Source organism: Marinobacter sp. DUT-1 (genome assembly GCF_050379415.1).
GTDB lineage: Bacteria > Pseudomonadota > Gammaproteobacteria > Pseudomonadales > Oleiphilaceae > Marinobacter.
In genome coordinates, this window is record NZ_JBNRLS010000007.1 from 39,446 (window position 1) to 61,845 (window position 22,400).

General features: G+C 60.2%; 22 protein-coding genes. 16 read left to right on the forward strand and 6 right to left on the reverse strand.

Annotated features, from left to right (window positions below):
* Positions 1-174: 174 nt before the first annotated feature.
* Positions 175-1,743 (forward strand): alkyl hydroperoxide reductase subunit F, encoded by a 1,569-nt coding sequence (gene ahpF / locus ACQUTG_RS17570; protein ID WP_428920623.1) that lies wholly within the window; start codon positions 175-177, stop codon positions 1,741-1,743.
* Between the two features lie 106 nt (positions 1,744-1,849).
* Here the strand turns inward: ahpF and ACQUTG_RS17575 are convergent, their stop codons facing one another.
* Positions 1,850-2,518, reverse strand: coding sequence for a transglutaminase-like domain-containing protein (locus ACQUTG_RS17575; protein ID WP_428920624.1), 669 nt, complete (start codon positions 2,516-2,518; stop codon positions 1,850-1,852).
* Between the two features lie 97 nt (positions 2,519-2,615).
* Entirely contained in the window at positions 2,616-3,647 is a 1,032-nt protein-coding gene (locus tag ACQUTG_RS17580; RefSeq protein ID WP_428920625.1) for a histone deacetylase family protein, read from the reverse strand.
* A gap of 144 nt (positions 3,648-3,791) precedes the next feature.
* Between ACQUTG_RS17580 and ACQUTG_RS17585 the strand changes: the two genes are divergently transcribed.
* The 3 genes from ACQUTG_RS17585 (at position 3,792) to ACQUTG_RS17595 (ending at position 5,341) form a co-directional block, all read left to right on the forward strand.
* On the forward strand, positions 3,792-4,361 hold the full coding sequence (locus tag ACQUTG_RS17585; RefSeq protein ID WP_428920626.1) for a YgjV family protein: 570 nt from the start codon (positions 3,792-3,794) through the stop codon (positions 4,359-4,361).
* A 16-nt stretch (positions 4,362-4,377) separates the two neighbouring features.
* Positions 4,378-4,944 (forward strand): hypothetical protein, encoded by a 567-nt coding sequence (locus ACQUTG_RS17590; protein WP_428920627.1) that lies wholly within the window; start codon positions 4,378-4,380, stop codon positions 4,942-4,944.
* A 112-nt stretch (positions 4,945-5,056) separates the two neighbouring features.
* Positions 5,057-5,341: an encapsulin-associated ferritin-like protein gene (locus tag ACQUTG_RS17595; protein WP_428920628.1), complete on the forward strand. Its 285-nt coding sequence runs from the start codon at positions 5,057-5,059 to the stop codon at positions 5,339-5,341.
* Positions 5,342-5,361: 20 nt separating this feature from the next.
* Here the strand turns inward: ACQUTG_RS17595 and ACQUTG_RS17600 are convergent, their stop codons facing one another.
* Positions 5,362-6,273 (reverse strand): LysR family transcriptional regulator, encoded by a 912-nt coding sequence (locus ACQUTG_RS17600; RefSeq protein WP_428920629.1) that lies wholly within the window; start codon positions 6,271-6,273, stop codon positions 5,362-5,364.
* Between the two features lie 104 nt (positions 6,274-6,377).
* On the opposite strand from ACQUTG_RS17600, the gene ACQUTG_RS17605 reads away from it, so the two are divergent.
* From ACQUTG_RS17605 to ACQUTG_RS17645, 9 genes are all read left to right on the forward strand, one after another.
* Positions 6,378-7,751, forward strand: coding sequence for an aspartate aminotransferase family protein (locus ACQUTG_RS17605; protein WP_428920630.1), 1,374 nt, complete (start codon positions 6,378-6,380; stop codon positions 7,749-7,751).
* 6 nt (positions 7,752-7,757) lie between these two features.
* Positions 7,758-8,459 (forward strand): CoA transferase subunit A, encoded by a 702-nt coding sequence (locus tag ACQUTG_RS17610; RefSeq protein ID WP_428920631.1) that lies wholly within the window; start codon positions 7,758-7,760, stop codon positions 8,457-8,459.
* The gene (locus ACQUTG_RS17615; RefSeq protein ID WP_428920632.1) at positions 8,449-9,102 is read left to right on the forward strand and encodes a 3-oxoacid CoA-transferase subunit B; all 654 of its coding nucleotides are present in this window, start codon (positions 8,449-8,451) and stop codon (positions 9,100-9,102) included. Before ACQUTG_RS17610 ends, ACQUTG_RS17615 begins: the two co-directional genes overlap by 11 nt.
* On the forward strand, positions 9,102-10,385 hold the full coding sequence (locus ACQUTG_RS17620; protein WP_428920633.1) for an ArgE/DapE family deacylase: 1,284 nt from the start codon (positions 9,102-9,104) through the stop codon (positions 10,383-10,385). The genes ACQUTG_RS17615 and ACQUTG_RS17620 overlap by 1 nt, the downstream gene beginning before the upstream one ends.
* A complete protein-coding gene (locus ACQUTG_RS17625) occupies positions 10,382-11,560 on the forward strand; it encodes an acetyl-CoA C-acyltransferase (protein ID WP_428920634.1) in 1,179 nt (392 codons plus the stop codon). The genes ACQUTG_RS17620 and ACQUTG_RS17625 overlap by 4 nt, the downstream gene beginning before the upstream one ends.
* Before the next feature lie 68 nt (positions 11,561-11,628).
* On the forward strand, positions 11,629-12,282 hold the full coding sequence (locus tag ACQUTG_RS17630) for an amino acid ABC transporter permease (RefSeq protein ID WP_372985945.1): 654 nt from the start codon (positions 11,629-11,631) through the stop codon (positions 12,280-12,282).
* Positions 12,279-13,001, forward strand: coding sequence for an amino acid ABC transporter ATP-binding protein (locus ACQUTG_RS17635; protein WP_372985946.1), 723 nt, complete (start codon positions 12,279-12,281; stop codon positions 12,999-13,001). The genes ACQUTG_RS17630 and ACQUTG_RS17635 overlap by 4 nt, the downstream gene beginning before the upstream one ends.
* 3 nt (positions 13,002-13,004) lie before the next feature.
* The gene (locus ACQUTG_RS17640) at positions 13,005-13,511 is read left to right on the forward strand and encodes a GNAT family N-acetyltransferase (protein WP_428920635.1); all 507 of its coding nucleotides are present in this window, start codon (positions 13,005-13,007) and stop codon (positions 13,509-13,511) included.
* Positions 13,492-14,265 carry a transporter substrate-binding domain-containing protein gene (locus ACQUTG_RS17645; protein WP_428920636.1) on the forward strand — a complete coding sequence of 258 codons (774 nt, stop codon included), beginning with the start codon at positions 13,492-13,494 and terminating at the stop codon, positions 14,263-14,265. Before ACQUTG_RS17640 ends, ACQUTG_RS17645 begins: the two co-directional genes overlap by 20 nt.
* A gap of 63 nt (positions 14,266-14,328) precedes the next feature.
* On the opposite strand, the gene gabT is transcribed toward ACQUTG_RS17645, so the two are convergent.
* Complete coding sequence (gene gabT / locus ACQUTG_RS17650) at positions 14,329-15,600, reverse strand: 4-aminobutyrate--2-oxoglutarate transaminase (protein ID WP_428920637.1); 1,272 nt, start codon at positions 15,598-15,600, stop codon at positions 14,329-14,331.
* A 58-nt stretch (positions 15,601-15,658) separates the two neighbouring features.
* Complete coding sequence (locus ACQUTG_RS17655; RefSeq protein WP_428920638.1) at positions 15,659-17,125, reverse strand: NAD-dependent succinate-semialdehyde dehydrogenase; 1,467 nt, start codon at positions 17,123-17,125, stop codon at positions 15,659-15,661.
* Between the two features lie 127 nt (positions 17,126-17,252).
* Between ACQUTG_RS17655 and ACQUTG_RS17660 the strand changes: the two genes are divergently transcribed.
* Together ACQUTG_RS17660 and ACQUTG_RS17665 are read left to right on the forward strand one after the other, a co-directional pair.
* Positions 17,253-18,686, forward strand: a complete 1,434-nt coding sequence (locus ACQUTG_RS17660; RefSeq protein WP_428920639.1) for a PLP-dependent aminotransferase family protein — start codon at positions 17,253-17,255, stop codon at positions 18,684-18,686.
* Between the two features lie 135 nt (positions 18,687-18,821).
* Complete coding sequence (locus tag ACQUTG_RS17665) at positions 18,822-20,348, forward strand: flavin-containing monooxygenase (protein WP_428920640.1); 1,527 nt, start codon at positions 18,822-18,824, stop codon at positions 20,346-20,348.
* Here ACQUTG_RS17665 and mltF read toward each other — a convergent pair whose 3' ends face one another.
* Positions 20,349-21,749, reverse strand: a complete 1,401-nt coding sequence (gene mltF / locus ACQUTG_RS17670; protein ID WP_428920641.1) for a membrane-bound lytic murein transglycosylase MltF — start codon at positions 21,747-21,749, stop codon at positions 20,349-20,351.
* A 138-nt stretch (positions 21,750-21,887) separates the two neighbouring features.
* Between mltF and ACQUTG_RS17675 the strand changes: the two genes are divergently transcribed.
* Entirely contained in the window at positions 21,888-22,343 is a 456-nt protein-coding gene (locus ACQUTG_RS17675) for a DUF302 domain-containing protein (RefSeq protein WP_428920642.1), read from the forward strand.
* Positions 22,344-22,400 lie beyond the last annotated feature (57 nt).

Here is a 22,400-nt window from a genome sequence, read left to right on the forward strand (position 1 = left end):
CATGGAGTGGCTGGCTATTGCTGAATTCTGCTTTATAGGGCTGCCCTATCAAACAATTTGGGGCAATTAATTTGAGGCTTAGCTCCCGAATCCTTATCTTACCCTCAACTTCAATTTTTGATTCATTTTGAATTCAGACACTTAGCTTTACGACATATCAAGGGGAAAACCTACATGTTGGATGCCAATATCAAGCAACAGCTCCAGGCGTACATGGAAAAACTGCAGCAGCCGATCGAGCTGGTGGCGGCCTACGATGACAGCAAGAAATCCCAGGAGCTGAAAGAGTTGCTGGAAGACATCGAGCCGATGTCCTCGAAGATCAGCCTGCGTACCGAGGAAGATCCGGACGTGCGTCGCCCGTCCTTTGCAATCAATCGTGTGGGTACCGACATTGGTGTCCGGTTTGCCGGCATCCCCATGGGTCATGAGTTCACCTCACTGGTGCTGGCCCTGCTGCAGGTGGGAGGTCATCCGTCCAAGGAATCCCGGGAGCTGATCGAGCAGATCAAGGATCTGGAAGGGAGTTTCGAGTTTGAGACCTACTTCTCCCTGTCCTGCCAGAACTGCCCGGACGTGGTCCAGGCCCTGAACCTGATGGCCGTCTTGAATCCGAACATCAAGCACACCTCCATCGACGGCGCGCTGTTCCAGGACGAGGTGGAACAGCGTGAAGTGATGGCTGTGCCCAGCGTGTTCATGAACGGCGAGTCCTGGGGCCAGGGCCGTATGACCCTGGAAGAGATCGTGGCGCGGCTGGACACCAGCTCCGCCGAGAAGGAAGCCGAGAAGCTTAACCAGAAGGATCCGTTCGAGGTGCTGGTGATCGGTGGTGGCCCGGCCGGCTCTGCTGCCGCGATCTACGCTGCTCGTAAGGGTATCTCCACTGCCATTGCGGCCGAACGATTCGGTGGCCAGGTGGCTGATACCATGGGCATCGAGAACCTGATTTCCGTGCCTTACACCGAAGGCCCGAAACTGGTGTCGGCCATGGAGCAGCACGTCAAGGAATACGACGTGGATATCATGAACATGCAGCGCGCCGAGAAACTGATCCCGGCCGCCAGGACCGGTGGTCTGCACGAGGTGCGTCTGGCCAATGGCGCCACCCTCAAATCCCGTACCGTGGTGCTGTCCACCGGTGCCCGCTGGCGCCAGCTGGGCGTGCCGGGTGAGGAAGAGTACCGCAACAAGGGCGTGGCCTACTGCCCGCACTGTGACGGCCCGCTGTTCAAGGGCAAGCGTGTGGCAGTCATCGGCGGTGGTAACTCCGGCGTGGAAGCGGCCATCGACCTGGCCGGTATCGTCGGCCACGTGACCCTGATCGAGTTTGGTGCCGAGATGCGCGCGGATGACGTGCTGCAGAAGAAACTGCGCAGCCTGAAGAACGTGGAGATCATCACCTCCGGCCAGACCACCGAGATTACCGGTGAGAACGGCAAGGTAAACGGCCTGACCTACACCGATCGCAACACCGGTGAGTCCCACCATGTGGCGTTGGAAGGTGTGTTCGTCCAGATCGGCCTGGTCCCGAACACCGAGTGGCTGAAGGGTGATATCGAACTGAGCCAGCACGGTGAGGTCATCGTCAACGACCGCAACGAGACCTCCATCCCGGGCGTCTTCGCGGCGGGCGATGCCACCACCGTGCCCTACAAGCAGATTGTGATTTCCATGGGTGAGGGGTCCAAGGCGGCGCTGAGTGCCTTTGACTTCCTGATCCGGAATTCTGTGGAGGACTGAGGCTGGGGTGAAAAGGGGGTCAGATGAACGAGTTCATCAGACCCCGACTTGGACCTTAACCCGGGGTCAGAAGAAAGCCTTCTTCTGACTCCTCTTTCATCTCAACTCACCGACCGGAAATATCCTTCTCCAGGCTTCCGTCTACCCCCAAACTCTCCCCATCCTCCGGAAACAGATGCCCATAAGCCGCCCGCACCCCATCGACGATGAACTGGTGCGGCACATCGTCAAACACCCCGTGATCGTTGATGTACTCCATGTGCGCCTGGCCATCCTCGGTGAATTCCTGGAACACCGAGTCATTCACACCATCAAACTCCAGCGGCTCCACCTTCATCAGCTCACACAGCTGCTTGTTGAACGCCGGGGTCGCCTTTACCCACTGGCCATTCAGATAGAGCTCGATAAAGCCGTGCATCCGGAAAATGTCCGAGCGCAGCCATTCGATCAGTTTGGGGCTGGAGAGGTGGTTACGCACATCCGCCAGGCCCAGCCGGCTGGGAATGCCGACGGCGCGGGCGGCGGCGCCGAGCAGGACGGCCTTGGGAATGCAGTAGGTCTCTCTGCTGGCCAGGGCGTAACTGGCGGATAAAGTGGTGGGGTCAGTACGGAATACGTAGGGGTTGTAGTTGATGCTGTCCCTGACCGCCAGATACAGCACCGTGATCTGCTCTACCGGGTCGTCGGAAACACCCTCAAGCTGCCTGGCGATCCAGGCCTTGAGTTCGGGCTTGTCGTAATCGAAGAAGGCGGTGGGCTGAAGGTAGCGTTCCATAGGGACTCATCCAGGGTTCGGGCATCAAAGCCCGATCCTCGCTGATTAGCAACCTACGGGCAATGGCCATTTCCGCCAAAGCCATTGCCCGGTTTGCTCATTCCTTCCCTTCAAAGCCCTGCATGACATTGACCGCATTCACGCCGATGGCGTCCACGTCGTAACCGCCTTCCATGGTGAATACCGTGGGTAGCCCCAGCTGCTCCAGGCGTTTGCCCAGTTTGAGATAATCGCCTGACGTCAGCTTGAAGAAGGAAATCGGGTCTTCTTCGAAGGTATCCACCCCCAGCGCCACCACCAGGGCATCCGGTGCGAACGCCTGGATGCGCTCGCAGGCCTTCTCCAGACCCTGGCTCCAGATGTTGAAGGGAGTGTCAGGTGGGAAGACAATGTTCAGGTTGTAGCCTTCGCCATCACCCTCGCCGGTTTCATCCTCGAATCCCAGGAAGTGCGGAAACACCAGGTCCGGGTCGCCGTGGAGACTGATGGTAAGCACGTCGCTGCGATCATAGAAAATCGCCTGGGTGCCGTTGCCATGATGGAAGTCCACATCGAGCACCGCCACCTTGCCGTAGCCCTGGTCCCGGAAGGCCTGGGCGACAATGGCGGCATTATTGAAGAAGCAGTAGCCTCCGAACACGTCGGCATGGGCGTGATGACCCGGTGGCCGGCACAGGGCGAAGGCGGCGCGTTCACCCCCGGCCACCAGCTTCTGGGCGGTGAGAGCGACATTGGCGGATGCCCGGGCCGCTTCCCAGGTGCCGTCGGAAATTGAGGTATCGGCGCCGAGACTGTAATAGCCGAGGCGACCGTCGATGTCCTTTGGCAGCCGGGCGCGCATGCCCCGGCCAACCCAAAAGGTGGGGATGGCCTCGCCGCGCTTGCCGGCCGCCACCCACTCGTCCCAGCAGGTTTCCAGGAAACTCACATAATCGGCCGTATGCACCCGCTTGACCGGCTCAAGCCCGAACTCTTCCGGCTCCAGGATCTCCCCGAGCGCCTGGTCCTTCACCCGCGCCAGGATAGTTTCGGCCCGGGAAGGCTTCTCGTGAGGCTCGATCAGCAGGCCGCCGTCCAGTTCGGTTTTGACATGGCGACGGCTGTGCAGGGGTGAGAACACGGTTTTCATGGCGGCAAAAATTCCTCGCTGAACGAATCGGATTACTTTGGCACAGGGGCGATCTTGGCTCAAATAGGGCAATTGTGGCAGGCTGGAGCCCTTTTCAGGGAGAGGGAATTACCGCTATGACGCCTTGTGGATTACCGGAGAACCATGACTGATCTGATCGCGGATATGTCTCTCGCGGAAGGGCTCGGACAGCTTTGTGGCCTGATCGCCCTGGCGTTCTGCATTGCCGGCTTCGCCAACAAGAACGACGACCGGCTGATGGTGCTGCTGATCTCCGCCAACGTCGCGTTCGCGCTGATGTTCGCCTTCTTCGAGAGCTGGACGGCGTCGGCACTTACGGTGCTGGTGATTGTCCGCATCACGCTCGCCCGCAAGTATCAGGGCAACTGGCAGATCATGGCGGTGATGCTGGCGGTGAATCTGGTGGTGGCCTGGGTTACCTGGAAATCTCTGACCGACGTCTTTCCGCTCATGGCGGCGGTACTCGGCACCGTGGGCATGTTCATGCTCCGGGGCATCGCGCTCAGAATCGTTCTGGGCCTGGCGGCTTTGGCCTGGATGCTTAACAACATCGTGATCGGCTCAGTGGGCGGCACCCTGGCCGAAGCCATGGTTCTGGTGACCAATATCATCACCATCGTCCGCCTCTACCGGCTGCAGAAAAAGTATCCGGATCTGAAAACCGATGCCATAGTCAGGACACAGAGCGACTGACTGGCGGAGCGTACGGATGGGAATGATTATCCGGGTAATTTCAATGGCAACGGTGGGCTTGCTGGCGGGCTGTGTGATGGCGCCAGTGCACTATTACGAGCCGGTCGATCCCGGGTACGAGACCAGAGGAGGCCCCTGTGGTGCGGGCCCCGAGGACCGGGTTGTGATCGAGTATGGCGAAATCACCGTTCAGGTATCCATTGAGCGGGAGACAGCCCGGCCGGCGCTGTTAATCGGAATCGACATCCCTGACGGCCATGTTGTCACTCTTCAGTCTGATCAAGTGTCAATCAACGGTGAATCCCGGCACCTCGGCCCGGTGCGGACCTGGAATACGGCCCAGACCGCGATGGTGACCGTTGGCCCCGAGCTGGCTGGTAGCGGCGAGAAAAAATTCCGTTGGATCGTGTCCGATACTTCAGTGTTGCCAAGGCATTTCACGATCGAGACGCCACTGCCTCCGGCCCTCGACGTTTACCGGATCCAGCTACCCGCCATCCTGTTGGATGGTGAACCAACCGTGCTGCCGGAACTGACCTTCCGGAAAGCCTCTGGATTATTCAGTACGCCGATCAACTGCTGAACCCTCCGCCTCCTGTGCCCTCCTGAACTTTTCCCGTGTCCTATTCTGGACTATTGTCAGAGAGGGCTTTCCAAGCGAAACCACCCATTTCCGCCTAGAAAAGGATCACACCATGGCCAACGAAAGCTACCACGAACCTGTTGAAGAGCTTTCTGACGATACCCGGGACATGCATCGGGCAATCAGCTCGCTGATGGAGGAGTTTGAAGCCGTTGACTGGTACAACCAGCGTGCATCTTCCTGTAAGGATTCCGAGCTGAAAGCAATTCTCGAGCACAACCGGGATGAAGAGAAGGAACACGCGGCCATGGTGCTGGAATGGATCCGCCGGAAGGATCCGACCATGGACAAGTACCTGCGCGAGTTCCTGTTCAAGGAGGGACCGATCGGGCACTAGTCAGTTTTCGACCGCCGCCTTCAGTCCGGGTAGGTTTTCAGAAGCTCATTACCTGTCCGGCGAATGGACTCGAGCGCCTGCACGTTCTTCCAGTCTTCCCGGTAGACCATTCCGAAACTGAACGAGATCCGGGGAGAGAAGGGCCGCATGACCACATCCTTGCGGCCCACGAGCTGATCCGTCGCCGTGATGGGATTCATCACACTGATTCCGACTCCGTTGGCCACCATTGCGGCAATGGCACCGATGTTCGACTCGGTTTTGCCGGCAATGGAGATCGAGTGGCTGGCGGCCAGGTGGAGCAGGGGGTCCGCGCCCACGTTGGGTTGGTTGCTGATAACCAGGTACTGGTTCTGCAGGTCCTCGATTGTGACTTCTTCCCGGTTAGCCAACGGGTGATTTGCGGGTACCAGGCAGTGCGCCTGGGTGGTCAGCCACTCCTCGATCCTGAGCAGTCTTGAGCTCACCGGCAGCGTGACGAAGCCGATGTCTGCATGACCGGACTCCACCTCCCGAAGTACATCGTGGCTGGACATCATGTCGAAACTAATGCTGAAACCGCGATTCTCTTCCAGCAGGGTGCCAATCAAGCGGGGAACAAATCCGAATGCGAGCCCCGGAATCGCAGCAATGCGCAGGCGAGAGGTGCCGAACTCTTTCAGTGCCAGAACGCTGTGCCGCAGTTCCTCGATATTCCCCATCAGGCGCAGAATTTCCTCGTAAAGCTCATACGCCTCGGGCGTCGCGACCAGTCGGTTTTTCTCCCGCAGGAATAACTGAATCCCCAGGTTGTCCTCCAGCTGGGCCAGGGAACGGCTCACCCCGGATTGGGTAATGCCCAGGGTTCGTGCGGCCTGCGAGGCACTCCCGGCTTCCAGCAGTGTCTTGAAGATTGCCAGCGATTTCAGGGAATGGATGTTGACGTCAGCCATGATTAAAAGTCATCGAATCCGGTAAAAAAATCATATCTTGAAATACTTTTACGTATCTTTCTAGACTGCAAATCAACAACAGTACAAATATACCGGATCGCAACATGTCATCTTCTCCTCTTTTCTATCAGGCCGGCCCGGCCATGCCTGAGGTCTCCCACGGACATGGCGTCTATCTCTGGGATACGGACGGCAAGGAATATCTTGATGGCTGCTCGGGTGCCATTTCCTGCAACCTGGGTCATCACCATGACGGTATTCGTGATGCCATGCTGGCGCAGCTGGACAAGGTCGCTTTTACCTACCGCACCCAGTTCGAGAATGCGCCGGCCATGGCATTGGCTGAAGAGCTTGTCAACATGACCAACCGGGACCTGGAAAAGGTCTTTTTTGTGTCCAGTGGTTCGGAGTCGGTCGAATCCGCGATCAAGCTCGCGCGCCAATATTTTGTGGCTCGTGGCGAATCCCATCGGCGCCACTTTGTCTCTCTGCGTCCGTCCTATCACGGCAGTACCCTTGGCGCCCTCGGCGTGACCGGATATCAGCCCCTGGAGGCACCCTTCGCTGACATTACCCAGGGTTCCATCAAGGTGCCTGGTCCCGATTTCTATCGCCGCACCGAGACGGATGACGATACCCATATCCGCAAAGTGCTGCAGGAAACCCGTGAGCGGATCGACGCTGCCGGTGGCGAAAGCATCATCGCGGTGGTTCTGGAGCCGGTCGGTGGTGCCAGTACCGGTGCCCGCATGGTCAACCAGGCCTACCTGGAAGGCATCCGCAAGCTGTGTGACGAGATTGGTTGTCTGCTGATTTATGACGAGGTGCTGTCTGGCGTCGGTCGCACCGGCACCTGGTTTGCCTACCAGCACTGGGGCGTTGCGCCGGACCTGCTGACCACAGCGAAGGGACTGGGTGCCGGCTATTACCCGGTGGGCGCGCTGCTGTGCCGGGAGGACATTGTCGATACCGTGATGGCCAATGGCGGGTTCCAGCATGGCCATACCTATGCCGGCAATCCGTTGGCCTGCGCAACTGGTCTGGCTACCGTGGAAGCGATACGGAACGAGAAGCTGCTGGATAACGTTGCCGCCCGGGGTCAGCAGGTGCGCGAAGGCCTTGAGGCCCTGAAAACCCGTTATGACTTTGTGGGCGATGTTCGAGGTATCGGACTGCTCTGGGGCGTGGAGCTGGTCATGGACCCGGCGACCCGGTCGCCGTTTCCTTCGGAGGCCAACCTGTTTGCCAGTGTGACCGCCCTGGCCAAGGAAGAGGGACTCCTGATCTACCCCCGCCGGACCCTGGACGGGCTGGCCGGTGACCATTTTCTGATCAGCCCTCCGCTCAACATCTCCGAACAGGAGATCACGATATTGCTGGAGCGCCTGAACCGGGCCCTGCAACGTCTTGAAAGCGAAGTGGTGGCGCCCCTGTCCGCCACAATCGCCGAACCCAATGCCCAAAGCACCATAGGCTGATCTTGCATGACACTGCTGAACCAGAAATACACGTCCGTTGAAGATGCCATCGCGATGATTCCTGATGGTGCCTCCATCATGGTCGGCGGCTTTGGCTCACCGGGCACCCCGTTCGCCTTGCTGGACGAACTGCTGGCCCAGGGCCAGAAAGGATTAACCCTGATCAAAAACGACGCCAACGAGCCGGATATCGGGATCGGGCGGCTGATCCGCGCGGGTCGTGTGGATCGCCTGATCACGTCGCACATCGGCCTGAACCGTGTGGCGATTGAAGAGATGAACCAGGGTCGGCTGGTGGTGGAAATGTATCCCCAGGGCCTGCTGGCGGAGAAGATCCGCTGTGCCGGTGCCGGCCACCTCGGTTTCCTGACCGACATCGGGCTTGAGACCGAGATCGCCCAGCAACGGCGGGAACTGGAGCTTAACGGCCGCAGGTGTGCAATCGAGCCCGCCATCACTGCGGACGTTGCGCTGATTCATGCCGATGTCGCCGATACCTACGGCAACCTCGCTTACCGGGGCACGGCGATCAACTTCAACCCACTGATGGCCATGGCCGCGGACAAGGTAATTGCCCAGGCCTTCCGGGTGGAGTCACCGGGAGGCCTGAAGCCCGAAGCCATTCATACGCCCTGTGCCTTCGTGAACCATGTGGTCCGGGTCGATCCTGCCACCAGTGAACAGGGGATACGTGCCCATGCCGTCTGATCAGGAAAGAATGCTTGCCCGCGCCGCCAGGGAAATCCTGCCCGGCCAGATTGTGAACCTCGGTATCGGCCTGCCGACGCGGCTGTTTCATTACATGCCCGAGGATCTGGAGGTGCTGGTGCACTCCGAGAACGGCGTGCTCGGCTGTCAGCCTCTGGGCCAGGGTGTGGCCCCGGACTACGAGCTGATCGACTCCGGCGGAGCCTACATCGGTACCCGCCCGGGTGCCAGTGTGTTCGACAGTGCCCTGTCCTTTGCCATGATCCGGCGCAGCCGCGTGGACGTGACCTTCATGGGCGCTTTCGAGGTGGATCAGCAAGGCAACCTCGCCAACTGGAAAATCCCGGGCAAATTCTCGCCCGGTATCGGCGGCGCGATGGAACTGGCCCAGAAGGTCGAGAAGCTGGTGGTGCTGTGTTCACACAATGACAAGCACGGTAACCCGAAGATTCTCAAACAATGCAGATTGCCGCTCACAGCCCCCGGGTGTGTCTCGCTCATCGTGACCGAGAAGGCGGTCATGGAAGTGACGGAGAAAGGGCTGGAAGTGATTGATCTCGCCGAGGGCATGGATGTGGAAAGTTTGCGCGCTGCCACGGAGGCCGAGCTGATCATTGATGAAAGCCGGCTCGGGAGGTTCTGATGCTGACCGCCATCGAACAACGCATTCTGGATTGTTGTGATGAGCTCATGGGCGACACCCTGGAGCTTACCCGTGAACTGGTAAGGGGGTATAGCGTCCTCGGTCACGAGCAGAGCGCGCTGGCAACCATGGAGAGCTGGTTTCAGCGCCTGGATTTGCCGGTGGAGCGCGTGGCGCTGGATGCTCCCGGTTTCGCGGAGCATCCCCATCGCGCCCCCACCGAGTGGTCCAGTGAAGGTCGCTATAACGTCGTTTCCCGTCTTAATCCCTCCTCCAATAAACCGCACCTGATCTTTAATGGCCACCTGGATGTGGTGCCGGCTGAGCCGACCGATATGTGGACCCGGTCACCCTGGGAGCCCTGGGAAAAGGACGGCTGGCTGTATGGTCGTGGTGCCGGCGATATGAAGGCGGGTATTGCCGCCATGGTGATGGCGGTTGAGGCCGTGCGCCGGGCCGGCGTGGAGATCGACTTCCCGTTGACGTTGCAGACGGTCATCGAGGAAGAGTGTACCGGCAATGGCGCATTGGCTTGCCTTCATCAGGGCTACACTGGCGATTTTGTGCTGATTCCCGAGCCCTTCGGTGCCCAGATCTACAGTGGCCAGGTGGGTGTGCTCTGGTTCCGCATGCGCATTGATGGGGTGCCGGCTCATGTGCTGGACACCAGGGCCGGTCGCAATGCCATCGAGACGCTTCAGACCTACCTGCCAGCGTTCAAGGCACTGGAAGAGGAAATCAACAGCCTGCCGCGTCCCGCGCCCTACGAGGCCAAAGCCCATCCGTTCAACCTGAGCATTGGCAAAATCGAGGGCGGCAACTGGGCTTCCAGCGTGCCCGCTCACGCCATTCTGGAAGGCCGGGTTGGCTTCCCGCCGGGTATCTCGCCCGATGAAATCATGACCCGGGTGCGTCAGGTGATCGCCGACCACCACCAAGCCCTGGGTGATGGCTCTCCGGAGCCACGCGTGGAGTTCCATGGTTTTCGCTCCGAGGGCCATCTGGTGGATCTCGAGACCCCCGGCATCCGGCTGCTGTCACGGTGCCACGAGGATCTCGTGGGGGAGCCTCCGGCCCATTACCTCTCGACCTGTACTACCGACCTGCGGGCCTTTCATGTCTCCGGTGGCATCAACGGCACCTGTTATGGCCCCGTTGCCCAGCGCATCCACGGCGTGGATGAGTGTGTCGATATCGAGTCAGTTCGACAGGTGCTGACCACCTATGCCCTGTTCCTCAGCCGCTGGTCCACCGATACCGAATCTGCAAGGAGTGTGCTATGAACGACGCGTATATCGCCGACTTCGCCCGCTCGGCCTTCACCCGTGCCCATCCCCGCAAACCCGAGGTCGATGCCTGGTCCGGTCAGCGCGGCGACGTCCTGCTGGGCCAGGTAATTGATGCACTACTGGATCGCTCGGGGGTGCCGGCGACCGAGGTCGAGGATTTGAGTGTGGGCTGCGCATTGCCGGTCAAGGATCAATGGAGTTTTGGCGGCCGCTACCCCCAGTGGTTGTCCGGAGTGGGCATCCAGTGTCCGTCCCGTCAGATTGACCAGCAATGTGGGTCTGGCCTTGCCGCGCTGCGTTCCACTGCACGGGAGATCCAGGCCGGGGCGATCGAAACCGGCCTGGCCGGTGGTTACGAGAATATGTCCCGCGTCCCGATGGGCCCGAGCCTGTTCCAGGAGGGGGTGTTGACCCTCCCGGAGTCCCTGCAACAGCAAAAAGAGCTCGATCTGACGGTCGCCATGAATATGGGCCTGACCGCCGAGCGGCTGGCGCGGGAGACCAGGCTGAGCCGTGAGGAGATGGACGCCTTCGCGGTCCGTTCCCATCAACGGGCGGCCCGGGCCGAGCAGGACGGCTGGTTTGAAGGGGAACGTCTGGCACTCGGGAATCCGGCCGGTGCCCTCGTCGGCCAGGACGCCAACATCCGACCGGACACCAGCGCCGAGCGCCTCGCCGAACTCAAACCCGCATTCTCCGAGGATGGCCAGGTGACGGCCGGCAACAGTTCGCCGCTGACCTCTGGAGCCGGTGCGGCACTGCTTATGTCCGAGTCCGCGCTGAGCCGGTACGGTCTGTCGCCTATGGCCAGAATCGTGGCGATTGCCGACTGCGGCGTAACGCCCGAATGCATGGGCGCCGGCGCGGCGGTGGCGGCGGAGCGTGTACTCAAGGCAGCCGGCCTGAGCGCCGGTGATATCGGCGCCTGGGAAATCAATGAGGCGTTCAGTGCCGTGCCGCTTTACGCCATCCGTTCCCTGGACATCGACCCGGAGCGGGTAAACATCTTCGGCGGCGCCCTGGCGCTGGGACATCCATTGGGGGCGACAGGCGTTCGTCTGGCGGGCACGCTGGCGCGCACCTTGCAACACCGGAGCGAACGTTACGGATGCGCAGCGGCCTGCATCGGTGGCGGCCAGGGGATCGCGATGATTATCGAGCGGTGCTGACTTTCGCTGCCACGTGCCCACCGGATCAAGAAGACTGTGCTGCGACAACGACCAACAAGGATTAAACAATGACGTCGTTTTTTGAGAATCTGTTATCTACCTTTCCGGCTTTTATGGAAGCCGCCTGGATGACCCTTCGCCTGACCGGGGTTTCGCTGGTCCTGGCCCTGGTCATCGGACTGATCTTTGCACTGATGAAGGTCACTGGTGTCCGCTGGCTGGGCGTGATCTACAACGGCTATGTGGGCATTATCCGCGGTACACCCCTGATTGTTCAGATCATGTGGCTGTACTTCGGTATAACCCACATCGTTGTGCTCTCGGCTTTCTGGGCCGGCACCATTGCCCTCGCCATTCACAGCGGCGCCTACATCGCCGAAATCTTCCGGGGCTGCATCCAGTCGGTGGACAAAGGGCAAATGGAGGCCGCGGAATCCCTGGGGATGAAGCGGGCTCTGGCCATGCGACGGGTGATCCTGCCCCAGGCTCTGAAACGGGCCATCCCACCGCTGGGTAACCAGTTCATCATCGGTCTCAAAGACTCGTCGCTGGTGGCTTTCATTGGCATCACGGAAATCTTCAGCCTGTCCATGGATAACGCTGCCGTGACCTTCAAGCAGCTCGAGTTCTACACCATCGCAGGCCTGTATTACCTGGCCATGGTCGCCATGGTCACCTTCGTTCTGAGCCGCGTTGAAAACCGGATGGATACAGCCAAATGATCAAAGTCGAGCAACTCCACAAGTACTTCGGTGACCTCCACGTTCTCAAGGGTGTTGACCTTGAGGTGGCCCCCCAGGAAGTGGTGGTCATGATCGGTGCCAGCGGGTCGGGCAAGAGTACACTGCTGCGCTGCCTCAACTTTCTCGAGATGAAGGACCAGGGGCGCATCCTCATTGATGGCAAGGAAGTGGACCCGGCCACCACACCCTTGAACAAGGTGCGTGAGCACGTCGGTATGGTGTTCCAGCATTTCAACCTGTTCCCGCACATGACCGTGCTGGAAAACGTCATCGAAGCGCCGGTCCACGTCAAGAAGGTCCCTCGGGCCGAGGCCCTCAAGCGCGGCCGGGAATTGCTTGAAAAGGTCGGCCTTGGCGACAAGGGCGACGTCTACCCGGAGAAGCTGTCCGGCGGGCAGAAACAGCGCGTGGCTATTGCCCGCGCTCTGGCGATGGAGCCGTCGGTCATGCTGTTCGATGAGCCCACATCCGCCCTGGATCCCGAACTCGTGGGCGAAGTGCTTGAAGTCATGAAGAGCCTGGCCGCCGACGGCATGACCATGGTGGTGGTGACCCATGAGATGGGCTTCGCCCGGGAGGTCGCCGACCGCGTCGTCTTCCTGGACAACGGGCAGATTGCAGAGCAGGGGGATCCGGAGACCTTCTTCAGTAATCCCCGGCACCCAAAAGCGCAACAGTTTCTCAGTCGGGTTCTGTAAGCCATGAGTATCGCGATCCAGGCGCTGGAACCGCGTTATATCGATCAGTTGGCGGCCTGGCACCAGGCCCAGTGGTATCACCTCGACGACTCGGTGAACGAGGCCGTCCGTCGGAAACGGCTCGCCGAGCACTGTGACACCCGTTCGCTACCGGCCACCTTCGTTGCCCTCGAGGACGGTGAACTGGTCGGCAGCATCTGCCTGGTGGCACATGACACGTCGGATCGGCCGCAGTATTCGCCCTGGTTATCGCGAATTTTTGTGGCACCGGAACATCGAGGCAAGGGGATCGGCAAGGCGCTGATCGACCGGGCCAAGGCGGAAATGCGTCGACAGGGCCACGACGCGCTTTACCTGATCACGGAGGATAAGGGCCCTTATTACGCCCGGATGGGCTGGATAAAAGTCGAAAACTACAAACTCAACGACCACCCAGTGGAAATCATGAAGATCTCATTGCACGGATCTTCTTCAAAGAGAGGGGAACACAATGAAAAAACTGATCCGTAACCTGATTGGGGTGACCAGTGCGCTGGTCATCGCCGCTACCATCAACGTAACGCACGTGGACACAGCGAAGGCCGCCGATAAAGAGGTCTTCACCTACGCCATGACCGGTCTTTATCCGCCGTTCAGCTTCCGTCAAAGCGGCGATCTTGCCGGTTTTGACATGGAAGTCGGGCAGGCACTGGCGGAGGAAATGGGTATGCAGCCCAATCCGGTCGCCAATCCCTGGCAGACCCTGATCGCGGCACTCAAGTCGGATCGCTTTGATGCCATTATCGGCAGCATGGCCATCACCGAGGAGCGCCTGAAACAGGTGAACTTCACCGATCCGTACTACAGCTCCGGGGCTCAGGTTTTCGTCAGCACCGATAACGACGAAATCACCGAAGTTGAGGATATCCGTGGCAAGACCATCGGCGTTCTGGTTTCCAGCAGCTTCGCCAAGGCCGCTCGCGAATACAGTGACAACATCACCACTTATACCGACGACGTCACCGCGTTGCGGGATCTCACCGTGGGTGGTCGCGTGGACGCGGTGATCACCGATCAGCTGATCGGCGAGAATGCCATCCTGAACGCCGGGCTTGGGGTCAAGCCGCTGGGCGATCCGATCTACGTTGATGACATCGGTATTGCGGTCAACAAGGGCAACGAGGCCTTGCTTGAGAAGCTCAACCAGGCCCTGACCGCCATCAAGGCGAATGGCAAGTACGCACAGATCAGCGAGAAGTACTTCGGTCGCAATATTGCCGAGTAACCCTTTGCCTGAGAGAGCGAAAAGCGCCGTCGGGTCGGGGGGAGTTACCCCGACCCGACCTTATTAACACAGCGCTTCAAGTGCCCCTTCAATCACATTCAGTCCTTCCTCCAGCACCGAATCTTCGACCGTGATCGGTACGAGAATACGAATGGTGTTGCCGTAAAAACCACAGGACAGCAGGATCAGGCCATGGTCACGGGCTTTGGCGCACACGGCTCCGGTGAGGGCCGGATCGGGATTGCCATTGCTGTCGAGCAGTTCGAAGGCGGCCATCGCGCCCAGGTTACGGGCATGGCCCACCTGTTCAAAGCGCTTTTCCCAGGCGGCAAACCGGTCTGCCAGTTTGTCCCCGAGTGCGGCACTGCGCTCGAGAATGTTTTCTTCCTCAATAACCTCGATGACGGCCAGCGCCGCTGCGCAGGACAGAGGGTTGCCACTGTAGGTGCCGCCCAGGGAGTTGGGGCCGGAGCCGTCCATCACTTCGGCCTTGCCAACCACCGCTGACAGCGGCATACCGTTGGCCAGGCTCTTGGCGGTGGTGAGCAGATCCGCCTCGATGCCACTGTGTTCCAGGGCGAAGAGTTTGCCGGTGCGGGCGAAACCGGACTGTACCTCATCCACGACCAGCAGGATGCCGTGCTCATCGCAGAGCTCACGCAATGCCTTCAGGTAGGCCGGAGAGGCGATGTAGAAGCCGCCTTCACCCTGGACCGGTTCGATCACGATGGCTGCGGTCCGGTGTGGAGCGATATCGGTCTTGAACAGGGTGCGCAGGGCTTTCAGTGACGCTTCTTCACTGACGCCGTGGATCGGATTCGGGAAGGGGGCCCGGAACACATCGCCGGGCATCGGGCCGAAATCGTTCTTGTAGGGCAGTACCTTCCCGGTCATGGCCAGGGTCATCATGGTGCGGCCGTGGAAGGCGCCATCAAAGGTGACGATTCCGGTGCGACCGGTGGCGGCCCGGGCAATCTTGATGGCGTTCTCCAGTGCCTCGGCGCCGGTATTGACCAGCATGGCCTTGCGCCTGGGGCCACGTACCGGCGCCAGCTGGCAAAGCTTCTGGCAGAGCTGGACGTAAGGCGCGTAAGAGATGACGGCGGCGCTGGTGTGCATGACCTTGTCCAGCTGCGCCCGGACGGCGTCGACAATTTTCGGGTGGCGGTGACCCAGATTGAGAACGCCAATACCGCCGGCAAAATCGATCCAGCGTTGGCCGTCGGCATCCCAGAGTTCGGCATTCCTGGCCCGATCGGCAAATTCGGTAGTGGGCGTCGCCGCGCCGAACGCGACGTATTCTTCTTTCAGGGCGTTGAGTTCTGCGTTGTTCATGGTGTTATCTCTTTAAGTGTCGCGTGATGTCATGCACAGGAGCCTGTCCGGGCATTCATTACAGGCCGCCCAGGCAGACGTACTTGAGTTCGGTGAATTCATCCAGGCCATGGTGGGAGCCCTCGCGTCCGAGGCCGGATTCCTTCACCCCGCCAAACGGCGCCAGTTCGCTGGAGATCAGGCCTTCGTTGACCCCCACCATGCCGTACTCGAGGCCCTCGAGGGTGTGCCAGATACGCCGATAGTCGGTGGCATAGAGGTAGGCGGCCAGGCCGGAGGGGGTGTCATTGGCCATGGCAATAGCTTCCTCGGCAGTGTGAAACCGGAAGACCGGCGCCAGCGGTCCAAACGTTTCCTCGGTGGCGACGGCCATGTCAGGGGTGACATCAGCGAGCACCGTCGGGGTGAAAAAGTTGGGTCCCAGCTCATGGGGCTGACCTCCACCGGTTACCCGGGCGCCCTTGCCGACGGCGTCGTCCACATGACGTTGAACCTTGTCGATGGCGGAGCGGTTGATGAGTGGGCCGACGGCAATGCCGTCCTCCAGACCGTTGCCGACTTTCAGTTCGGCAACCCGGGTTGTCAGCTTCTCCAGAAAGGCGTCATAGACGCCGTCCTGAACCAGAAAACGGTTGGTACAGACACAGGTCTGGCCGGCATTACGGAATTTGGAGGCAATCGCTCCGTCAACGGCGGCGTCCAGGTCGGCATCATCAAACACGATAAAAGGGGCGTTGCCACCCAGCTCCATGGCGGTTTTCTTGACCGTCGATGCGCATTGAGCCAACAGTTTCTTGCCGACGGCGGTGGAGCCGGTGAAGGACAGTTTGCGAATCCGTGGGTCGGTACTCAGAACTTCGCCCACCGCCACCGGTTCGGAAGCCGTGACCACGTTGATCACGCCCTTCGGTATGCCGGCCTCCAGCGCCAGTCGGGCGAGAGCCAGGGCCGTCAGCGGTGTGGCCTCGGCAGGCTTGATGACTACCGTGCAGCCGGCGGCAATGGCCGGGGCGCATTTGCGGGTGATCATGGCCATGGGAAAGTTCCAGGGGGTAATGGCAGCAACCACACCCACGGGCTCGCGCATCACCAGTATGCGTTTGTCCGGGCCCTGGCCGGGCAGGGTTTCGCCGGCCATCCGCTTGGCTTCCTCGCCGAAGAACTCGATGAACGAAGCACCATAGGTTACTTCCCCCCGGGCTTCTGCCAGCGGCTTGCCCTGTTCCAGGGTCATCAGGCGGGCCAGGTCATCGGCATGTGCAGTAACGAGCTCGAACCACCGGCGCAGGATGCCGGCGCGCTGCTTGGCGGGTACGCGTTTCCATGACTGACCCGAAAGCTCCGCCGCCGCAACTGCTGCGCGGGCATCGTCTGCCTTGCATTCGGCGACCCTGGCGATGATCTCGCCGGTTGCGGGGTTGGTGACGTCAAAGCGCTCCTCGCACTGGCACCAGTGCTGGCCGATCAGGGCGGGCACCTCGTCATTCAGCACGCTGGTCAACAAAGGCGTATCTACTGGAGACATGAACCGATTCCTCTCGAAAGTAACTGGAATGCCAGGCACCCTAGCAGGTACGCTAGGGCCTGGACATGAACCACTTTCGAGTTCAACTGGACCACTTTGATGTGGTCGATTCCGACACAGGGCCCCGATGACCGAAGACCTCATCCCCAACGAACCGCTCGAGAGCCTGGTCCGCCGTTACCGGCAACAGCCGAAGAGCCTCAGCAAACAGGTCAGGGCGCAGCAGTCACTTCGCCTTCTGGTCGAGCAGGACTGGCCGTCAGGTATGAAACTGCCTTCCCACCGCCGCATCTGCAGTGCCCTGGGACTGGCGCGTAATACCCTCGCCGGAGCAATCAACACGCTGGTGGAGGAAGGGCTGCTGGTGACTGGTCATGGCCAGGGTACCTGGACCCATCGACCCCAGTCCGGATCCGTTCTGCCGGCACAACCCGCCCTGGATGGTCTTTCCGATCGAGCCCGTGAGCTGCTCAGCCAGCCGGGGGCGGCGGAGGTCCAGAGCGGCGCCTTCGTGCCCGGGATACCGGATATAGCGCAGTTCCCCATGCGTAAATGGCGCCAGCTCTATGCCAGTGTCACGGTGCCCCAGAATGCATTGCTGCTGTCATACTCCACCGGAGGCTATGGCCCGTTGAAGCGGGCTATCCGGGACTTTCTCCGCCGCTGGCGGCACTTTGACTGCGATCCCGAGCAGATCATCATCACTGAGGGCACTCATAATGGTCTGGAACTCTGTGCCCTGGCGCTGGCAGATACCGGCGACCGGGTGGTGATGGAGTCGCCCTGCTACTGGGGTGCGCGAAATGTATTCACGGCCTGCGGGCTTACGCTTGAGATGTTGCCCTGGTATCCCGGTGTGGGGTACAGGGGCGAGGTGCAGCCGTCGCCGAAATTGCTGTATCTCACCGGGTCCCAGCATTACCCGCTCAGTGTGCCTACCTCGCGGTCGGACAAGGAGGCCCTGTCGCAGCGCCTGTCACCGGACTACATCATCGAGGACGATTATGAATTCAACGGCCAGCGCGATACCCGGCTGGTCTTCGATCCGCGTTCGCAGAAGCACATCCTCGCAGGCTCTTTCTCCAAGCTGTTGTTTCCCGGGTTACGGTTGGGCTACCTCGTGGTTCCGCACCACCTGGCGCCCACCATCAGTCGGCTGCGCAGTGAGGTTTTCCGTGAGGGGCGAATGCTGGATCAGGCCGTGCTCGCGACCTTTATCGCCAATGGCGATCTGGATCTGTGGTATCAGCGCATCCAGAAAGAATATCTGGCCAGACAACAGGTAATGCACGATCAGCTCCGCCAGGTGCCTGCTATTACGCAGCTGTCTGCCCCCAGCCATGCGATCAGTCTTTGTGCCCAGTTTTCGGACTCGGTGGATGACCTTTTGGTCACCAGACAGTTATTCCGGGAACATTTCATTGTCAAACCGCTAAGTGCCGTTTGTGCACCGGAAGACAGGCGCCGCGGGTTGATCATGGGGGTGGGCATGCTGAACCGCGAATCTTTGAGAAAAGAGGCCATCCGATTCAGGGAAGCCCTGAAGCGACTGACCCTTTGAGCATGGACCTCGTGTGGCGAGGGCCAATTTGCGATACACGGGAACTCGTTACTGTTGAAGCATAACGAACCGGCTCGGGTCTAAACTTCAACAGAAAGCCGGCGAAACGTGCCTATTACCAGCGAGGCAAGCACAATGAGCCAACATCATTTTGACGTCCTGATCATCGGCGCCGGCGTTTCCGGCATTGGCATGGCGTGTCACCTGAAGCGAGAGTGCCCGGGCAAGTCCTTCGCCATCCTGGAGCGCCGGCAATCTCTTGGCGGTACCTGGGATCTGTTCCGCTATCCCGGTATCCGTTCCGACTCCGATATGTTCACCTTCGGCTACAACTTCCGCCCGTGGACCGGCGGCAAGGTTCTGGCGGACGGCGCCTCGATCAAGAATTACGTGCGCGAGACCGCCAGGGAGCATGATGTCGAACGGCACATCCGCTACGGCCTGGCGGTGAAAACGGCGGACTGGTCCGGTGTCGACAAATGCTGGAAACTGACCGCCCTGAATGAGGCCACCGGAGAAACCGAACACTACACCGCCAGTTTCCTGGTGGGTTGTACCGGTTACTACAACTATGACCAGGGCTACAAACCGGATTTCCCGGGCGAGAGTGATTTCAAGGGCCAGATCGTGCATCCCCAGCATTGGCCCGAGAATCTGGACTACGCCGGCAAGAAGGTAGTGGTGATCGGCAGTGGCGCTACCGCCATTACCCTGGTGCCGACCATGGCGGAGAAGGCGGCACACGTGACCATGCTGCAGCGCTCGCCCACCTATCTGATGCCCCTGCCATCCACCGACAAGATCACCCTGGGTCTGCAGAAGGTGCTGCCGGAGAAGGCAGCGTACCGGCTGACCCGCGCCCGGAATATTTCCATCTCAAGGCTGCTGTACCAACGTTCCCGCAAGAGCCCGAAGGCGATGCGGAGATTGTTCCTCTCTATCATCCGGCGGCAGCTGGATGGCAAAGCCGATATGCGCCATTTCACCCCGGACTACAACCCCTGGGATCAGCGCCTGTGTGTGGTCAAGGATGGCGATCTGTTCGAGGCGCTCAAAGCGGGCAAGGCTTCCATTGCCACCGATCACATCGAGCGGTTCACCGAGACCGGCATTCGTCTGCAATCCGGCGAGGAGCTGGAAGCGGATATCATCATTCCGGCCACTGGCCTGGATATCCAGATGCTGGGTGGCATCAAGCCGAGCGTGGATGGTCAGGAAGTGGTGATGAAGGACAAGGTGATCTACAAGAACGTGATGGTTGAAGGCGTGCCCAATGCCGCCATGATCTTCGGCTACACCAACATTTCCTGGACCCTGAAGGTGGATATCGCTGCGGAGTATCTGTGCCGTCTGATCAACCTGATGGACAAGCGCGGTTACCGCACCGTGGTGGCCCGCGATACCGAGAACAGCCGGGGCGAGGACACCATTCTGGGTTCCCTGAACTCCGGTTACATCAAGCGCGCCGCGGATCGTCTGCCCCGCCAGGGAACCCAGGGGCCCTGGAAGTCCTCACAGAACTATCTGGAGGATGTGAAGATCCTGCGGTTTGATCCGATCGAAGACGGCTACCTGGAGTTCGATGGCAAACGCTCCCGCGCCGGCGAGGGCCCGGCCCGTGGCTTTCTCCGGCCCTTGCGTTCGGCCCTGTTCGGCTCCTGATCAGTCAAACGCCGGGCGAATAACATCCCGGTAATTCCGGATTCGCCGGACATAGTGCACGGGCTCATAGCCCCGGGCGTAGCCGTAGCGGGTGCTGGGGTAATAGCGCTTGTCGGCTTTCAGGGGTAATACCTGCACCATGTCCTCCCAGGAGTCCGGATTCTTGCCCAGCTCCCGGGCCAGCTGGCGGGCGTCGAGCAGGTGGCCGCGGCCGATGTTGTAGCTGGCCAGTGCCAGGAAGGTGCGGTCCGGCTCCGGGATGGTTTCGGGCAGGCGGCGGTGCCGGTCGGCCAGGTAACGGGCCCCGCCGTCGATGGCTGCTATAGGATCCAGGCGGTTGCTGACACCCAGGGATTCGGCGGTGCGCTGGGTCAGCATCATGATGCCGCGTACCCCGGTCGGCGATTTCGCGGTGGGATCCCAGTGGGACTCCTGGTAGGCGAGGGCGGCCAGCAGGTCTGCGGGCATACCGGTTTTGGCTTCCGCTGCCTCAAACTTGTCGATAAATTTCGGTAACCGTTCATCGATGCGGCGGTTCAATGCCCGCAAGTCGACGAAATCGAATTCGCCGATGTAGGCGTAGTAACGGTTCTCCATCTCGCCGATGGCCTCATCACCCTCCTTGCTGTTCATCCATTCCCGGGCATCCGAGGCCAGCTCTTCGGCTCCGGCCGGCAGATACCAGCCCAGATTGCGGCCATCGGTGAGGGTCATGGCCACTTCCAGGTGTGGGAAGTGCCGGCGCATGACCTGCACGATGTTGGAATCGGCGACGGTACACTCGATGTCTTGTTCCGCCACTTCGGACAGCAGAATTTCGGTGGTGCGGTCGGCATCTTCGGTGAATTCGATACCGGGGTACTGTTCATTCAGCAGGCGCAGGGTTTCGGCGTAGCTGGACCCGGCGGTGATCACGATCCCCGTACCCGCAATGGCTTCCGGTTTCCGTGGCAGGGGGCGGGCATCCCGGTGGCACACCAGCTGCTCGGTGATTTCCGTGTGTGCCGGTCCGCGGGTGAATTGCCCATCCCGTGATGGCAGGTGGGTCAGACCGGCTGCGGCCAGGTGGGTGTTGCCGGCGGCCAGTGCATCCAGCACATCGCTGGTGGAATCGAGCATGGTCCACTCCACCTGCCAGCCGCGGGCAGCCGCGTAATCACTGATCAGAGAATACTCGGGGCCGATCGGGTTCTCATGGCGGTCCAGATAATAGGTGGTAGAGCCGTTCCGGGTGGCAACCTTGAGGGCTCCGGTTTCAGAGGGGGGCGCGAGTTCCTCGCTGATGGCCTGCTGGTTTTCGGTTTCGGTTTCGGTTTCGGTTTCGAATTCGGCTTCGCTGCAGCCTGCCAGCAGGATAGGCACGATCAGAAGACTGCCTCTGAACATCCGTCCTGACATCATCACAACTCCGTGGCTGGGTGACTGTGTAAGCATTATTACGTACTTATCAGAGACATACTCCCAGACTTCCCGAATGGATGCATCAGGATTCGACCGGTGGTCTAGACTGGAGGTTACATTTCACCGAGGGGCACCGTTATGAATCACATCATCAAACCTGTTTCGTTCGTGATCATCCTGTTGCTGAGCTCACTGGCCCATGCCGCCGACGGACTGATTGTGGTGCAGAGCAACCACGGTGTGACAGAGACCGCCGACCGGCTCGAAGCCGTGTTGCAGGATAAGGGCATGAAAATCATGAACCGGATCAATCATGCCGCTGGCGCCGAGTCCGCCGGGATGGAGTTGCGGCCCACGGAGCTGGTGATTTTTGGTAACCCGAAAGTGGGGACCCCCCTGATGCAGTGCGCCCAGAGTGTGGCAGCTGACCTTCCTCAGAAGGCCCTGATCTGGGAGGACGAACAGGGTCAGGTCTGGCTCGGTTACAACGATCCCGCCTACCTGAAAGCCCGGCACGCCATCGAGGGCTGTGATGAAGTCCTGGATAAGGTGAACAACGCGTTGGCTAATTTCGCTGAGGCAGCAACAAAATAGATCCCGGCCAACCGGGATCTATCCCCATAAATGCTGATGGCGGTGCGTAAGTAGCTT

Bases quoted from the DNA above. Each gene is read 5' to 3' on its own strand.
- ahpF (WP_428920623.1), top strand. From the start codon at position 175: ATGTTGGATGCCAATATCAAGCAACAGCTCCAGGCGTACATGGAAAAA.
- ACQUTG_RS17575 (WP_428920624.1), bottom strand. From the start codon at position 2,518: ATGGAACGCTACCTTCAGCCCACCGCCTTCTTCGATTACGACAAGCCC.
- ACQUTG_RS17580 (WP_428920625.1), bottom strand. From the start codon at position 3,647: ATGAAAACCGTGTTCTCACCCCTGCACAGCCGTCGCCATGTCAAAACC.
- ACQUTG_RS17585 (WP_428920626.1), top strand. From the start codon at position 3,792: ATGACTGATCTGATCGCGGATATGTCTCTCGCGGAAGGGCTCGGACAG.
- ACQUTG_RS17590 (WP_428920627.1), top strand. From the start codon at position 4,378: ATGGGAATGATTATCCGGGTAATTTCAATGGCAACGGTGGGCTTGCTG.
- ACQUTG_RS17595 (WP_428920628.1), top strand. From the start codon at position 5,057: ATGGCCAACGAAAGCTACCACGAACCTGTTGAAGAGCTTTCTGACGAT.
- ACQUTG_RS17600 (WP_428920629.1), bottom strand. From the start codon at position 6,273: ATGGCTGACGTCAACATCCATTCCCTGAAATCGCTGGCAATCTTCAAG.
- ACQUTG_RS17605 (WP_428920630.1), top strand. From the start codon at position 6,378: ATGTCATCTTCTCCTCTTTTCTATCAGGCCGGCCCGGCCATGCCTGAG.
- ACQUTG_RS17610 (WP_428920631.1), top strand. From the start codon at position 7,758: ATGACACTGCTGAACCAGAAATACACGTCCGTTGAAGATGCCATCGCG.
- ACQUTG_RS17615 (WP_428920632.1), top strand. From the start codon at position 8,449: ATGCCGTCTGATCAGGAAAGAATGCTTGCCCGCGCCGCCAGGGAAATC.
- ACQUTG_RS17620 (WP_428920633.1), top strand. From the start codon at position 9,102: ATGCTGACCGCCATCGAACAACGCATTCTGGATTGTTGTGATGAGCTC.
- ACQUTG_RS17625 (WP_428920634.1), top strand. From the start codon at position 10,382: ATGAACGACGCGTATATCGCCGACTTCGCCCGCTCGGCCTTCACCCGT.
- ACQUTG_RS17630 (WP_372985945.1), top strand. From the start codon at position 11,629: ATGACGTCGTTTTTTGAGAATCTGTTATCTACCTTTCCGGCTTTTATG.
- ACQUTG_RS17635 (WP_372985946.1), top strand. From the start codon at position 12,279: ATGATCAAAGTCGAGCAACTCCACAAGTACTTCGGTGACCTCCACGTT.
- ACQUTG_RS17640 (WP_428920635.1), top strand. From the start codon at position 13,005: ATGAGTATCGCGATCCAGGCGCTGGAACCGCGTTATATCGATCAGTTG.
- ACQUTG_RS17645 (WP_428920636.1), top strand. From the start codon at position 13,492: ATGAAAAAACTGATCCGTAACCTGATTGGGGTGACCAGTGCGCTGGTC.
- gabT (WP_428920637.1), bottom strand. From the start codon at position 15,600: ATGAACAACGCAGAACTCAACGCCCTGAAAGAAGAATACGTCGCGTTC.
- ACQUTG_RS17655 (WP_428920638.1), bottom strand. From the start codon at position 17,125: ATGTCTCCAGTAGATACGCCTTTGTTGACCAGCGTGCTGAATGACGAG.
- ACQUTG_RS17660 (WP_428920639.1), top strand. From the start codon at position 17,253: ATGACCGAAGACCTCATCCCCAACGAACCGCTCGAGAGCCTGGTCCGC.
- ACQUTG_RS17665 (WP_428920640.1), top strand. From the start codon at position 18,822: ATGAGCCAACATCATTTTGACGTCCTGATCATCGGCGCCGGCGTTTCC.
- mltF (WP_428920641.1), bottom strand. From the start codon at position 21,749: ATGATGTCAGGACGGATGTTCAGAGGCAGTCTTCTGATCGTGCCTATC.
- ACQUTG_RS17675 (WP_428920642.1), top strand. From the start codon at position 21,888: ATGAATCACATCATCAAACCTGTTTCGTTCGTGATCATCCTGTTGCTG.